The sequence below is a fragment of the Natranaeroarchaeum aerophilus genome, assembly GCF_023638055.1.
Lineage (GTDB): Archaea > Halobacteriota > Halobacteria > Halobacteriales > Natronoarchaeaceae > Natranaeroarchaeum > Natranaeroarchaeum aerophilum.
In genome coordinates this window covers 644,001-658,133 of record NZ_JAKRVY010000001.1, presented here as the reverse complement: position 1 = coordinate 658,133, position 14,133 = coordinate 644,001, and the positions used below count along the sequence as shown (strand labels likewise).

Below are 14,133 nucleotides of genomic sequence, written 5' to 3'. Positions count from 1 at the left end.
GATATGCACGGTTCCGGTCCGTCCGCCGGTCGCGACGACGTTTTCGTAGGGGCCCTCTAGCCCCATCTCACCCACCCCGTTTCGACGGATGTATTGTGCCCGACCAGTATTCAGCGAACAACGACCAGTATGTACGATCACAACGAACAGCCAACGACGCAGTATCGACGTCGCCCGATCCGGGCGGTGAGAGCATGAGTGCCGACGACGCGAGCGATGCGGGTGCCGATACGCCCGACGACAGCGACGGCCTCGACGGCAGCTACGACCCCAGCGAGATCGAGCCGTCCTGGCAGCAGTACTGGATCGAGCAGGGTGTCAACAAGTACGACGAGTCCGTCACCGACCCGAACACCCTGTTCTCGATCGACACGCCGCCGCCGACGGTGTCGGGCGATCTCCACATGGGCCATCTCTATCAGTTCACCCTGCAGGACTTCGTCGCGCGCTTCCGCCGGATGCACGAGGAGACGACGTTTTTCCCCTTTGGCTACGACGACAACGGCATCGCCTCGGAGCGCCTGACCGAACGCGAACTCGACATTCGCCATCAGGACTTCGAGCGCCACGTCTTCCAGGAGAAATGCCGCGACATCTGTCAGCAGTACGAGGACGCCTTCACCAGGGACGTCCAGTCGCTGGCCGTCTCCGTCGACTGGGACAACACCTACAAGACGATCGAGCCGCGCGTCCAGCGCATCTCCCAGTTGTCCTTTATCGACCTGTACGAGCAGGGCCGGGAGTACCGCCAGAAAGCGCCGGCGATCTGGTGTCCCGACTGCGAGACCGCGATCTCGCAGGTCGAGATGGAGGGTGCCGAACGGGATTCACACTACAACGACATCGCCTTCACCCACACCGAGACTGGCGAGGATATCGTCATCGCGACGACTCGCCCCGAACTGCTGCCCGCGTGTGTCGCGATGTTTGTCCACCCCGACGACGAGGACAACGAACACCTCGTCGGCGACACCGCCCGCGTCCCGATCTTCGATCACGAGGTGCCGATCATCGCGGACGAGCGCGTCGACATGGAGAAAGGAACCGGCGTCGTGATGTCCTGTACGTTCGGCGACCAGACCGACATCGAGTGGTATCAGGCCCACGACCTCCCCCTACGAGTGGCCATCGACGAGTCGGGGACGATGACCGACCTCGCGGGCGAGTACGAGGGTCTCTCGACTCACGTGGCCCGCGAGGAAATCGTCGAGGATCTGGACGACGAAGGATACCTGCAGGACCGCCGCGCGATCAGCCACGACGTCAACGTCCACGAGCGCTGTGAGACCGACGTCGAGTTCCTCGTCACCGAGCAGTGGTACGTGAAGATGCTCGACAAGAAAGACGAGTACCTGCAGGCGGGCCGGGAGATGGACTGGTACCCCGAGAAGATGTTCACCCGGTACAAACACTGGATCGAGGGACTCGAATGGGACTGGTGTATCTCCCGCCAGCGCGACTCGGGCATTCCGATCCCGGTCTGGTACTGTGAGGACTGCGGCGAGACGATCGTCGCCGACCGCGAGGATCTCCCGGTCGACCCGCTTTCCGACGATCCGCCGGTCGATGCCTGCCACGAGTGCGGGAGCGAGAACCTGCGACCCGAGGAGGACGTCTTCGACACGTGGGCGACCTCCTCGCTGACGCCGCTGATCAACGCCGGCTGGGACTGGGATGCCGAGGCCGAGGAGTTCACGATGGACCGGCCACAGCTCTATCCGTTCGATCTGCGCCCCCAGGGCCACGATATCATCTCGTTCTGGCTGTTCCACACCATCGTCAAGTGCTACGAGCACACGGGCGAGGTCCCCTTCGACGCGACGATGATCAACGGGATGGTGCTGGACGAGAACCGTGAGGCGATGTCCAAATCGAAAGGGAACGTCGTCCGGCCCGAGGAGGTCCTGGAGCAGTTCCCGGTCGACGCCGCCCGCTACTGGGCTGCCGGCACCTCGATCGGCGACGACTTCCCGTTCAAAGAGCAGGACCTCGTGACTGGCGAGAAGCTACTCCGGAAGCTCTGGAACGCCTCGAAGCTCGTCGACCACCTCGTCGAGGAGACCCAGCCCACGGAACCGGACGAACTCGCGGCCATCGACGAGTGGCTGCTGGCGAAACAGAACGCAGTCATCGAGGAGGTCACCGAGAAGCTCGAAAACTACGAGTTCTCGAAGGCTCGCAACCAGCTTCGGGGCTTCTTCTGGAACACGTTCTGTGACGACTACCTCGAAATCGCGAAACAGCGACTCAATGAAACCGACGACCCGTCAACAGCCTACGCCCTGCGGACGGCCCACCGACGATTCCTCACCCTGTTCGCGCCGCTGCTACCGCACATCACCGAGGAGATCTGGCAGTCAGTGTACGCCGAGGGCGAAAGCATCCACACCACAGACTGGCCGACGACGACTGACCACGAGGCAGATCTCGCGGCGGGCGAGACGGCGACTGCGGTGATCGGCGCGCTGCGGCGGTACAAGAGCGAACACCAGCTTCCCCTGAACGCCGAACTCGACCGCGTCGAGGTGTATGGCTCCATCGACGGCTTCGAGAGCGCGATCAGCGAGGTCATGCACGTCGGCGAACTGGACGCGTTCGAGGCGGCCCCCGACGTGACGACCGAGATCGATGAGATCAGCCTCGACTATTCGCAGGTCGGGCCGAAGTTCGGCGGCAAGGTCGGCGAGTTCGACGCCGCGCTCGAAAGCGGGGAGTACGAACTCACGGATGGGACACTACAACTCGCGGGCGAGGAACTCGACGCTGATCTGTTCGAGGTCCGCGAAGAGCGAACCTACGCGGGCGAGGGCGAGATGGTCGAGGCCGACGACCTCGTCGTCGTGGTCGACAACTAGGCCTCCTGCAGACTCAGCCACGCGACTGCTGCGCCGACGGCGAGCAGTCCACCGATCCCGACGAGACCGACAGTTCCGCCGAACAGAGCGAGCTGTCCGGCAACTAGTGCGGCAACTGCGAAGCCGTAGCGTCTGGTCCGGTTGCCCGGCGTCGCGAGATACACGACTCCAGCAAGTGAGAGTGCGAGACCGAACGCGAGGACGATGGTCCCGATCCCGCCGATGTCGAGGACGGTTCCGACGGTGACGAGGACGATCCCGGCGGCAGTGATCGCCTGCACCGTGCGGTCGTCCGGGTCGGGGAGGGTGTCTTCGACCATGGCTACGACCTGTTCGAGTACCGACTTAACCGTGCTGGAACGATCCTGCGTCCTCGATGGCGGTACTGGCACTGATTCGCGTTTTGTCTTTCGAAATGCCTGGATTAATATATCTCCAATTATTTCCCGAATATATGATGTCAATCAAGCAGAAGGCGATCGCACTGGGCGTCATCGTTGTGATGAACACGGTCGTCTTCTTCCTGTTCGGCCTGCTGGCGATCATCTCCTTCGTGGCGTCCGCGCCACTTGCCTTTGCGATCCTGAAACGTTAATCGAGCCTCGCCTCGAGTTTCTTCGAACGGATCGCAAGCGCCAGATACGCTGACAGCAGGGTAAACGCGAACGTCCCCGCAGCGGTGACGTCGAGCGCGGTTGCACCGAGCCAGACGTCTGTATCGCGTGGGACCGGCAGGACGGTGTGGTGTGGCTCGCCGACGATGGGGACGAGGAAGTCGACGATGAAATCGAAGCCGTACCAGAGAACGGCGACGCCGACGGCCCACGGCGGGAACTCGCTGATCCGGTGGAGCACCAGCGCCTGGACGACCATCGCAAGGTGGCTAAAGAACATAAAGGCATAAAGGGCCGGCGTAGGCCCGGCGAGGTAGACCTCCCAGAAGACCAGAATGGTGTAGGGCGTCCACAGGCCGAGAATGATGTTCCCGAAAAAGGCCAGCGCGGTGAGCCACTCCCGAGGGTTCCCCCGAGCCCAGCTGGCGAACGCGGCCGCCGCAAAGAGCGTGGCAAGCGGGCTGTCGGGCACCCACGGCCACATGACCAGCGGCGTGTCGAGCAACTGCCCCGTCTCGAAGGCGTAAAACCAGAAGCCGAAGGCGGTCCCCACGAGGTTGATCGCGACGACGACCCAGACCAGTCGTAGCCCGAGGTCCTCGACGGCGCGGGGCACTGGCGCAAGCCAGCGCGGCAACGGATCGCGGTCCGGAAGCTCTGGCATCGTCGTGTACGACACGCGATTGGTTAAAAACGATAGCGGTTCCGGCGGGATAGTTGGGATCACTACTCATTTTTCGGCTACAGTGTGTCGCCGCTCTGCGTACAACTGTTCGGCGGAAAATACTCCACAAGCTTATAGTCGATGCTTTTTGAAATGTACAGAGACGATGACGCCGGAGGCGCTGGGTGTTGGAATCGTTATCGCCTCGATAGCAGCCTCGGGGGGTGCGCTGTATCTGTTGCAGTATCTCTACCACAAACGGGATCGGTCAGGCGCAGGTTGGTTCATGGGGAACATGGCGTCAGTTGCCGTGTTCTGCCTCTCGTATGGCCTCGCCTTGCTCGTTTTCGAGCCGATGATACGGGCCACGCTCGGCGCAGTCGCGTTCCTCTGCGTGTGTTTTATGGGTCCGTTCTTTCTTGCGTTCGGCCTCGATTACACTGGGCGTGGAGACCTTATCCGGACGCCGCTGTTCGGAATCGTCGCCGGCGTCCCACTTCTCACGGTTGGACTTGCGGTGACAAATTCGGTTCATGGCCTCGTCTGGACCGATTTTCAGCTCGATCCGGTGCTCGGACTGGCAACTGCGACGTACACGGTGCAGCCATGGGGGATCTTCGCGCTCCTGTTTTCCATCGGGACTGCGGCCGTCGGGTCGCTGTTGCTGATCGGTGCGATTTTGAGTTATGGCCCGCTGTATCGACGTGAAGCCACGGCGGTCATCCTGAGTACGGTCCCACCGACGGTCGGTGTGTTACTATGGCTGTTCGAAGTTGGACCAGTCCCACAACTGCACCTTACAGCACCGCTAATGCTCATTCACGTCGCTCTCGATGCGTACGCGTTTGTCGGGACGCATATGTTCGAGACGAATCCGGCGACACAGCGGATGGCGGAACGAACCGGTCTGGATTCGCTATCCGATCCCGTATTCGTCCTCGATACCGAACAACAGGTCGTCCGGGTGAACGACCGGACAGAAGACGTCTTTCCGACTACGCGGTCGACGTCGCTCCCGGTTTCCCTGGAGAGTGTCCTTGGCGTCCGGCTGGAGACACTTCGTGAAACCGGCGAGATTACGCTCGATATGAACGGTGGCATGACATTTGCGGTCTCGTATACACAACTGACTGACCCTGGCAGCGACTCGGTCGGGAGTATGATCGTGCTGTATGACGTGACCAAAGAACGACAGCGCAGACAGCGACTCGCGGTACTCAATCGAATCCTCAGACACAATTTGCGAAACGAAACGACGGTCATCAGCGGGTACGCGGAGCTACTGGAAGCCGATCTGGCCGATCCCCAGCAGTCGACGCAGGCTGGCACTATCGTCGCTGCAAGCGATCGTCTTCACTCGATCGCCGAGAAGGTTCGCAGCTTCGAGGATATTCAGGATCGGGTGATTCAATCCGAGACACTCCTCGTTGTGGACATCGTCGACGAAATCGTGCAGACGTATTCCGATAACCACACTGAGGCGACTATCACACGGACAGTCACGTCAGCGGATCTTCGCCTTCACACCGATCCAGTGATACTGTCGACGCTCCTCAACAATCTCGTCGAGAACGCAGTCGTTCATTCGGAATCAGCCGACCCGGTGGTACGCATCGTCGTTTCGGAGGCGTCGGAGCCAGAAGGCGGCGTATGCTTCGAAATCCGTGACAACAACCATCGGATTCCAGTCCAGGAGATCGAAACGCTTCGTGCGGGCGAGGAAACACCGCTTCAGCACGGCCAGGGGATCGGGCTCTGGATCGTCTACTGGTGTGTACGCAAGCTCCACGGCGATCTCGATTTCGGGTACGATGACGGAAACGTGCTTATAGTGACGCTTTCACCGAGGCAACAATAGTACTGTCACTACCTGTACAATCGACTCACTGCGGCGGATACACGTCAGTATACCTGTCAAGTACTGACTGGAGATGCTGACGGTTCGAGATCTCGTACGTCTCGCGCTCGATCTCTTCGCCAGTGGCTGTATCGGTAATCTCGACCGTCCACTCGGTGTGCCCGTCACGTTCCTGTCCGCGGCGTGCGTACAGCAGGAACTCCTCGTCGTGAACCAGTGAGACTGCGTCCCCGTCGTCGAACTCGACGTTCCAGCCCATGTGCTGACATCAGGCTGCCGGTCGAAAGATCTGTCGACGACACCGCGTCTCGGACGCCGATCCGGAATGACTCGATCCGCCGATACACGCCGTTGATACCGCGATTTTGGACCGCCGAGACTCCCCCAAAGGAACGGGTTAAGTGTCCCCAGTCCTAACCCGAATCCATGCCAGAAGCTACCGATCTAGAGGAGCTCAAACGCGGAACCGAACTCGTGAAACGCGGGTTCGCTCGCATGCAGAAAGGCGGTGTCATCATGGATGTCGTCAACCGGGAGCAAGCGCGGATCGCGGAGGACGTCGGTGCGGTGGCAGTGATGGCGCTCGAGGCCGTTCCGGCCGACATCCGCAAGCGCGGCGGCGTCGCCCGGATGCCCGATCCGGTCGACGTCGAGGCGATCATCGACGAGGTGTCGATCCCGGTGATGGGCAAGTCCCGGATCGGCCACACCGCAGAAGCCCAGATCCTCGAATCGCTCGGCGTGGATATGATCGACGAGTCCGAGGTACTCACGCCCGCCGACGACCGCTTCCACATCGACAAGCGTGAGTTCACCTCGCCTTTTGTCTGTGGTGCCCGCAATCTCGGTGAGGCGCTCCGCCGGATCAACGAGGGCGCAGCGATGATCCGCACGAAAGGCGAAGCCGGGACCGGTGACGTCAACCAGGCGGTCCACCACCAGCGCAACATCAAGAGCGCGATCCGCAAGCTCACGGGTATGAACCACGAGGAACGCGAGGAGTGGGCCCGCGCGAACGAGGCACCGATCGATCTGGTCCACGAGACCGCAGAGCAGGGCCGACTGCCGGTCGTCAACTTCGCGGCAGGCGGCATCGCAACGCCCGCCGACGCCGCACTGATGATGCACCACGGCTGCGACGGCATCTTCGTCGGCTCGGGGATCTTCGGCGCGGAAGACCCCGAGGAGATGGGCGAGGCCATCGTCGAGGCCGTCAACAACTGGGATGACCCCGACGCCCTCGCGGAGATCAGCAAGGATATCGGCTCGGGCATGCGCGGCGACGCGAACGCCGACCTGCCCGAAGACGAACAGCTCCAGCACCGCGGCGTCTAGACGCCACGCTACCACTCTGTCCGCTCGTTTTCCCCGGCCTCGCTGGTTCCAGGCGATCGCCGATTGCCGGAGCTTCGCCGTGTCAACTTTCGTTAATTTTCATATGTTAACAATTGCCGGTACATTAAATAGGTCAGCCAGCAAAGTCCCAAGCGTGAGTACTATGGATATTTCTGATATCGCGTCACAGGAGTACGTCGAAGTCGATGTTGGGACGAGACTCGGGAAGGTGCGCTCGCTGTTCGACGAGGAGAACCCGAAAGGGATCATTGTCACGCGCGATGGCGAGTACGCCGGTGTGCTCGCGGAGCAGGATGTGCTCCAGTCTCACGTTGAAGATGACGCGAAGGCGGGGGCGCTGATCAAGCCCAGCCGAAACGATCCGGCTCCGAAGATCGATCGAACGGAAGGGATCCGGGACGTCGCCCGCCAGCTGGTCGAGGGCGGTACCAAGGTCGCTCCGGTGTTCGAGGGCGAGCAGCGCTACGGCATCATCACGGCCGACGCAATTCTCACGGCCGTTCTCGACAATCTCGACGCGCTGACCGTCGAGCAGATCTACACGGACAACGTGATTTCGATCGAGGAGACCGCAGGTGTCGGAAAGGCGATCAACTACCTGCGCGAGAACGGCATCTCCCGGCTCCCGGTCGTCAACGAAAACGGCCACCTGTCGGGGGTCATCACGACCCACGACATCAGTGACATCGCGATCCGTCGGATGCACAAACAGACCACCGGCGATCGGAAAGGTGACGTCGAGCGCGTGCTCGACATGCCCGTCTACGACGCGATGAACAGCCCGGTGACGACGACGACGACCACTGCATCGGTCGAGGAAGCCGTACGGACGATGCTCGACCACGACTACGGCGGACTGGTCGTGACGCCGGAAGAGGACGATCGGCTCGTCCAGGGCATCCTGACCAAAACTGACGTTCTACGAGCCCTGTCCTACACCGAGGAGGAGCGGCTCGACGTCCAGATCACGAACATCCGGTTGCTCGATACGATCACTCGTGAGGACATCCGCGAACAGATCCAGCAGATCGCCGACAAGTACCGGAAGATGCAGGTACAGCATGCACACGTCCGCTTTCACAAACACAAGGAGAAACTGCGCGGCACCCCGTTGATCCAGTGTCAGATCCGCCTCCGGACCAACAAGGGGCAGGTCGCCGGCACTGGCGAGGGTTACGGCGCGGATAACGCATTTCGCGTCGCCAGTGACAAGCTAGAACGGAACGTCCTCGAACTGAAAGGCGTTATCAGCGACGAGGAGTACAAGGGACAGGTGCTCCGAAAACTCGGCGAGATGTGAGCTAGGGCGTCCGTCCGTCCGCCGATTCCAGCCCGGATTCGCTGATTCGGAACTGAGCCGTCTCGCCAGCGGCCTTCGCACGATGTTTTTCTAGCGTGGCACGTCTGTTTCCGCCCCTGTAGCGATCCAGTCTGAGTACCGTCCCCGTCCAGTGTTCTAACGTGTTCCCGCCCAGTGCTCGCGTCTGATCGCTGTCGGGGTCGGCGAACACCTGATTCGTAACGATCACTGCAAGGTCGTGCTTTCGTGCCAGGGAGAGCAGATGCGTCACCTGTTTGGCGACCTGTCGGAGCGTGTCCCCCTCGTCGGCCTCGTCGCGTTCGAGCCGGTAGAAGCCGGTTGCGCTGTCGAGGGCGATCAGGTCGGCCCGGTCGGCAAACTCCGCGGCGTCCCGGACGGCGGTCTGTTGTTCCTCGAAGTCGTAAGCGCTCTCGATGACGACGTTCGAGGCGACCTCCTCGATGCGCTCGTCGTCGACCCGGCCCGACAGCACCTGCTGGAACCGGTCCACCGACAGCCCTTCCGTGTCGATGTAGACTGCCAGCTTACCGCTTGCGGCGACTTCGACCGCGGCGGCGAGGGCTAGATTCGTCTTGCCAGCCGCGGGCTGGCCGTACAGCTGTGTGACGGTGCCGCGCTCGAAGCCGCCGCCGAGCAACTCGTCGACCGACTCACAGCCCGTCGGGATCGGCGTACCTGCGTTCACACTCGATCCTTTCGCCGGTTTCCGCAAAAAGCTCCCGGTCCGTGCGACGTGACAGTTAACTCGGGGGAGAGCGAACGATCGACCAGTGATTGTCGTCGCAACGAGCGATTTCGAGGTGTACCACGGCGTCGTCAACGAGCTTCGCGACCGGAACGTCGATTTTACGACCGTCGAGCCGGCCGACGACCTGCCCGAGACCGCAGCGGTTGTCATCACGGACGCCGAAACCGTAGACAGCATCGACCCCGGATGCGAGACGGTGACGGCGACGCCCGGAGAGCCACGCCGCACAGTCGAGGCGGCGCTGGCCCTGTTACGAGACGCAGGAGGTCGACTGGTTGTCGGAATCGATCCCGGCATCGAGCCGGGAATCGCCGTCCTCGCAGGGGAGATCGTCGTAAGTGCATATCACGTCCCACTGAGTGAGGCTGCCGAGACGGTTCGGGAGGAGATCGAGGGTGTGACTGACCCGATCGTCCGAATCGGCGACGGTGCCCGTATCGAGGCCGCCCGGATCGTCGACGAACTCGACGTATCCGTGGAACTGGTCGATGAAACGGGAACGACGCCGTACGTTGGAACCGGTGCGCGAGGAATGGGCGACGTGCTCGCCGCAGTAAACATCGCCCGGATCGAGGGCGAGCGGATCGACGACCGGGAGTTCGAGCCGACAGAAGGGGAGCTACAGGTGATCAAGAACCGCTCGCGCGAGCGCTCCGAACAGAACCGGACGATCGACGAGGCGCTGGCACGACGCGTCGCGTCGGGGGAGCTAACGCTCGACGAAGCGCTGGATACACACCGGAAGAATAGTTGATCAGGCGACGTCCGGACTGCCCTGGCGGAGCGACTGGCTGCCCGTTCTGTGTTCTACCTCGCGCGTGTGACAGACCGTACAGCGATATTCGACGAGTTTCGTGGTCTCGTCGTCCATACTCATCCGCGTTCCACACCGCGGGCAGTCTGGCATCATAATACCTTATATTCCTTGGTCGGGTTTATATTTTGTGTCATTCGGAAGGGCGGTGTTCAGCTACGGATTGAACGGTGCGGCGTGAGCTTTCGAGGTGGTCCATACTGTTCGTTCAACTCCTTCTCCGCGCGAACGAGGTGGTCGTGTGGCTGTTCAGCGTAGAATGCCGTACTGCTTCCGAAGCTCCCGGTACAGGTCCAGATACTGTTCCACGACTGTCCCGCGATCGAAGCCCGTGAACTCCTCGTCGATCGTTCGTGACTCCATTCCGCCAGCCTCCCGGATGGCGTCGGCGAGTTCGCTCTCCGAGGTGGTCCGGAACCCGCGTTCGCGCCCCTCAACGAGTTCGTGAGCACTCGAATCGACGTGATACTCGACGATACCGACACAGCCACAGGCCAGTCCCCACAGCAGTTCGGTCGGGAAGCGACACTGCCGCGCCGTCTGGACGAAGACGTGTGCGTTCCGGTAGATGGCGACCCGCTCCTCCCGAGAGAGCGCCCCAGCGAAGGAGATCCGGTCGTCGATCCGCAGGTCGCGAGCCTGCTGCTCGTACTCGTCGCGACGTGGACCGTCCCCGATCACCGTCGCCGACCAGTCGAACTCGCGGAGTTCGGCCAGCCCGAGCAGCAGGCTTTCGAGGTTCGCGCCCGCATCGAGATCCCGTGCGTAGACGATATGGCGTTCGTCGGCAGGCTCGGTCTCGCGGATCAGATCGAAGTCGACGCTGTTCGGGACGACTCCCGTCCGGTCGGCGTCTGCACCCTGCTCGCGTAGCCGGGTGCGAACGAGTCGCGACGGCGTGACGATTCGGTCGGACGCTGACAGCCCACGGCGGGCAAGAAATCCGTCGCCGACCGTCGGATCGTACCAGTCGGTGAGCAACGGAACGCGGGCAAGCGTTGCCCCGACGCTCGCGGCAGCAACTGCCGGGGAATACGCTGCCCCAGCATGGACCACGTCGGGATCACAGCTGTTGATCGCGAGCGGTAACCCCAGCAGGAAGCCACGCGTCGACTCGACCGACCGGACGACCCCGTGATACGTGATCTCCTCGCGCACGAAGGTGTCGATCTTCTTGTCCCACCACTGTGCACAGAAGACGTGAACGTCGTGACCGCGCCCGATTAGCGTCTGTGCGAGCCGGTGGAGACGCCGCTGTAACGCTGCGTCGCGCTGGTGGACTGTCTCCAACGTAACCATCGCGACGCGCATACACGGGTCGGATGCAGTCCCGGATTAAAAATCCCGCTTATTCGGCGTGGCCCGCTGCGGGACGTTTACACCGCTCCGCATCTACTCGTCCATATGGACGCGGAGTTACGTGCCGGGATCGCGATCTACAACCACGGCGAGTACCACGCCGCCCACGATGCGTGGGAGGAGCGCTGGCTCGAACTGGACGACAGCACCGACGACGAGCGGTTCCTCCACGGGCTCATCCAGTTCACTGCGGCGATCTACCACGCGACCGAACGAAACTGGTCCGGCGCGACGGGACTCGCGGAAAGCGCACTGGACTATCTCGACGGGCTGTCCGATCCCTATCGCGGTGTCGTCCTCACCGAGATCCGAACGTACCTCGCCACGCTCGCGGAGGATCCCGCGCTGATCGAACGACAGGCACCACCCCGACTCAGCTACGAGGGCGTGACACTCGAGCTGGCTGAGCTCGACATCGATGCGGCGTTCGTCGCGGCGTCCGTGCTGGCCGACGCCAGGGAGCACTGGGACGAGGCGGTCGTGGACGATGCCGTGAGCTATGCCCGGGAAGAGCTCGACACGGCGGAGACTACCTTCCTGACGCTCGTGCTCGATTTCGTCGGCGACCACGAGAACAGAGGGATCGTCTATCAGCGTCTGCAAGGGCACGTCGACCGTCGTCGCGGACGAGAGCGGGACGTCGATGGGCTGTTCGAATAACGGTAGCTCCGTCAGGTATACCCCCGGCCGACAGCAACTCCATCGTATGACACGCTGTCGCCTCCACGTCATCCTTCCCGACGACGCTGACGTGCCGGACGAGACGAACTGGAACGAGCAGACTATCGAGGAGCTACGCACAGCATTCGAGGACGCCTTTGGACAGGTCGATACGGCACGTATTCAGGAGACAAAGCAGGAGTGGGTCTCCGAGGTGTTCGAGGAGACCGACCGAACTCTGACTCTCGTCGACGAGTTCGAGGAGACCTGTCACGATCTGTTTCCTGCAGTCGATACCCTGTCGACACGGCAACAGCGTGATACGATGGACGGTCGAGGGACGGAGTTCGAGTACGACGACGCGATCATGATTCAGCTCACGTTCCAGCTAGCAACCTAACCGGGTCCGGACACTGTGCGGTTCGACCGCGATGCAGTACGTAAACGGATGATCTCGGGACTCGGGCCACATCACGCTTGAAGGGCTCCTCTCCGGACCGCTGGTTGTGGAGTCAGAAAGCACGGTCACTCCGAATCCGATGCCGGGAGCGGAGGTCAATCGACGCGCTCTTTCCCGTCGAACTGCGCGGAGTTGTCCCGTGGTTCGTAGCCGATCGCTTCCTTTGCGGGCTCCAGAGAGTAGTACTTCCGATCGTTGTCCGAGATCCCATAGAGGATCTCGTAGTCGTAGTCGGCTTCGAGCGAGCGCTCGGCGAGATGGGCACAGTCGCGATGGGAAAGCCACATGGCCTGTCCACGTTCGTAGTCGATCGGTGGGTGGTTCTTCGTGAGGTTGCCGATCCGCAGGCAGACGACGTCGAGATCGTAATGGTCGTGGTAATATCGACAGAGCGTCTCGCCTGCTGCCTTGCTGACACCGTAGAAGTTTCCGGGCCGCGGGAGCTCGGTGCCATCGAGTCGGAACTCGTCGTGTGTCCGGTACATCTCGGGTGTACGCTCGTCGGTCTCGAACGCGCCGACAGCGTGGTTCGAGGACGCGAAGACGAACTTCTCGACACCCTCGTCGACAGCCGCCTGCAGAATCGTTTTTGTGCCGTCGATGTTGTTTTCCAGCACGCTACTCCACGGGGCTTCGGGGCGGGGATCGCCAGCAAGGTGGATAACTGCGCCGATACCCTCCATCGCGTCGTTCATTGCGTCTTCGTCGGTGATATCCGCGGCAACGAACTCGCCGGGGAGGTCGTCCTCGGGTGGGCTTCGTGCGAGACAGCGCCACTCGTAGTCGTCGCCGATGCCGTCGAGGATCGCAGTACCGACCCGTCCGGTCGCGCCGGTGAGTAGTACGGGGTCGTCCATTCGTTTGCCCAGTAGTCTAGCGGGGTCAAGTACCATGCGATTTCTTCCGAGCACCGAGTCGACTGTCACAGGCCCTACTCGGTGTGTTCGGGACGTTTTAGTCTCCCCCGTCGTGAGTGGGTGTATGGAGCCGACCGTCGGAGAACGGGCGTGTTTCGAGGCCGGGATCAAGTTCGGCACGCTGTATCACCAGTTCGCCGGGACGCCGGTGCGTCCCGAGAGCGCGGCCAGCCTCGAACGCGCGATGGAGGAATCGATCGAGAACCAGCCCCACGCCAGCACGGTCACGGTCGACATTCTCGAATCAGCGCTTGACGATGCGATCGACCACGGCTACACCGAGTTGACGGGCGAGTTCATGGAGGTCGAAATCGTCATCGAGTACGAGGACAGCGAGGTAATCACGAGCATGGCGATGGAGGATGGGTATCCGTTGATGCGCGTCGACGATATTCGTCGCGGGGAGTAGGCGACCCGCGTCGACGATATTCGCCGCGGGGAGTGAGCGACCCACGAAGCAAGCAGTCTCCGACAGCGTATTTTAGGCTGGATCTGTAAGGTTTTCCT

16 protein-coding genes are annotated in these 14,133 nt (G+C 61.8%); 9 read left to right on the top strand and 7 right to left on the bottom strand.

Annotated elements, in window-relative coordinates:
- Positions 1 to 194: 194 nt before the first annotated feature.
- Positions 195 to 2,855 carry a valine--tRNA ligase gene (locus tag AArcSt11_RS03360; RefSeq protein ID WP_250594604.1) on the top strand — a complete coding sequence of 887 codons (2,661 nt, stop codon included), beginning with the start codon at positions 195 to 197 and terminating at the stop codon, positions 2,853 to 2,855.
- Here AArcSt11_RS03360 and AArcSt11_RS03355 read toward each other — a convergent pair.
- The gene (locus AArcSt11_RS03355; protein WP_250594602.1) at positions 2,852 to 3,175 is read right to left on the bottom strand and encodes a hypothetical protein; all 324 of its coding nucleotides are present in this window, start codon (positions 3,173 to 3,175) and stop codon (positions 2,852 to 2,854) included. The two genes, AArcSt11_RS03360 and AArcSt11_RS03355, sit on opposite strands and share 4 nt — an antisense overlap.
- 134 nt (positions 3,176 to 3,309) lie before the next feature.
- Here AArcSt11_RS03355 and AArcSt11_RS03350 point away from each other — a divergent pair, with 134 nt between their 5' ends.
- Complete coding sequence (locus AArcSt11_RS03350; protein ID WP_250594600.1) at positions 3,310 to 3,450, top strand: hypothetical protein; 141 nt, start codon at positions 3,310 to 3,312, stop codon at positions 3,448 to 3,450.
- On the opposite strand, the gene AArcSt11_RS03345 is transcribed toward AArcSt11_RS03350, so the two are convergent.
- Positions 3,447 to 4,133 carry a DUF1405 domain-containing protein gene (locus tag AArcSt11_RS03345; protein WP_250594598.1) on the bottom strand — a complete coding sequence of 229 codons (687 nt, stop codon included), beginning with the start codon at positions 4,131 to 4,133 and terminating at the stop codon, positions 3,447 to 3,449. The two genes, AArcSt11_RS03350 and AArcSt11_RS03345, sit on opposite strands and share 4 nt — an antisense overlap.
- A 166-nt stretch (positions 4,134 to 4,299) precedes the next feature.
- Here AArcSt11_RS03345 and AArcSt11_RS03340 point away from each other — a divergent pair, with 166 nt between their 5' ends.
- Entirely contained in the window at positions 4,300 to 5,991 is a 1,692-nt protein-coding gene (locus AArcSt11_RS03340; protein ID WP_250594596.1) for a histidine kinase N-terminal 7TM domain-containing protein, read from the top strand.
- Between the two features lie 25 nt (positions 5,992 to 6,016).
- Here the strand turns inward: AArcSt11_RS03340 and AArcSt11_RS03335 are convergent, their stop codons facing one another.
- On the bottom strand, positions 6,017 to 6,250 hold the full coding sequence (locus AArcSt11_RS03335) for a hypothetical protein (protein WP_250594595.1): 234 nt from the start codon (positions 6,248 to 6,250) through the stop codon (positions 6,017 to 6,019).
- A 167-nt stretch (positions 6,251 to 6,417) separates the two neighbouring features.
- On the opposite strand from AArcSt11_RS03335, the gene pdxS reads away from it, so the two are divergent.
- The gene (gene pdxS, locus AArcSt11_RS03330) at positions 6,418 to 7,326 is read left to right on the top strand and encodes a pyridoxal 5'-phosphate synthase lyase subunit PdxS (RefSeq protein ID WP_250594593.1); all 909 of its coding nucleotides are present in this window, start codon (positions 6,418 to 6,420) and stop codon (positions 7,324 to 7,326) included.
- A 163-nt stretch (positions 7,327 to 7,489) separates the two neighbouring features.
- Positions 7,490 to 8,647, top strand: coding sequence for a CBS domain-containing protein (locus tag AArcSt11_RS03325; RefSeq protein WP_250594965.1), 1,158 nt, complete (start codon positions 7,490 to 7,492; stop codon positions 8,645 to 8,647).
- Between the two features lies 1 nt (position 8,648).
- Here the strand turns inward: AArcSt11_RS03325 and radB are convergent, their stop codons facing one another.
- Positions 8,649 to 9,353: a DNA repair and recombination protein RadB gene (gene radB / locus AArcSt11_RS03320; protein ID WP_250594591.1), complete on the bottom strand. Its 705-nt coding sequence runs from the start codon at positions 9,351 to 9,353 to the stop codon at positions 8,649 to 8,651.
- Positions 9,354 to 9,438: 85 nt separating this feature from the next.
- On the opposite strand from radB, the gene AArcSt11_RS03315 reads away from it, so the two are divergent.
- Positions 9,439 to 10,170: a hypothetical protein gene (locus AArcSt11_RS03315; protein WP_250594589.1), complete on the top strand. Its 732-nt coding sequence runs from the start codon at positions 9,439 to 9,441 to the stop codon at positions 10,168 to 10,170.
- Here the strand turns inward: AArcSt11_RS03315 and AArcSt11_RS03310 are convergent, their stop codons facing one another.
- A complete protein-coding gene (locus tag AArcSt11_RS03310; RefSeq protein ID WP_250594587.1) occupies positions 10,171 to 10,326 on the bottom strand; it encodes a hypothetical protein in 156 nt (51 codons plus the stop codon).
- Between the two features lie 153 nt (positions 10,327 to 10,479).
- Entirely contained in the window at positions 10,480 to 11,541 is a 1,062-nt protein-coding gene (locus tag AArcSt11_RS03305) for a glycosyltransferase family 4 protein (RefSeq protein WP_250594586.1), read from the bottom strand.
- A gap of 93 nt (positions 11,542 to 11,634) precedes the next feature.
- On the opposite strand from AArcSt11_RS03305, the gene AArcSt11_RS03300 reads away from it, so the two are divergent.
- Positions 11,635 to 12,249: a DUF309 domain-containing protein gene (locus tag AArcSt11_RS03300; RefSeq protein ID WP_250594584.1), complete on the top strand. Its 615-nt coding sequence runs from the start codon at positions 11,635 to 11,637 to the stop codon at positions 12,247 to 12,249.
- 46 nt (positions 12,250 to 12,295) lie between these two features.
- On the top strand, positions 12,296 to 12,649 hold the full coding sequence (locus AArcSt11_RS03295; RefSeq protein ID WP_250594582.1) for a hypothetical protein: 354 nt from the start codon (positions 12,296 to 12,298) through the stop codon (positions 12,647 to 12,649).
- A 155-nt stretch (positions 12,650 to 12,804) separates the two neighbouring features.
- Here the strand turns inward: AArcSt11_RS03295 and azf are convergent, their stop codons facing one another.
- The gene (gene azf / locus AArcSt11_RS03290) at positions 12,805 to 13,566 is read right to left on the bottom strand and encodes an NAD-dependent glucose-6-phosphate dehydrogenase Azf (protein ID WP_250594964.1); all 762 of its coding nucleotides are present in this window, start codon (positions 13,564 to 13,566) and stop codon (positions 12,805 to 12,807) included.
- A 124-nt stretch (positions 13,567 to 13,690) separates the two neighbouring features.
- Here azf and AArcSt11_RS03285 point away from each other — a divergent pair, with 124 nt between their 5' ends.
- Positions 13,691 to 14,035, top strand: a complete 345-nt coding sequence (locus tag AArcSt11_RS03285; protein WP_250594580.1) for a dihydroneopterin aldolase family protein — start codon at positions 13,691 to 13,693, stop codon at positions 14,033 to 14,035.
- Positions 14,036 to 14,133: the final 98 nt, after the last annotated feature.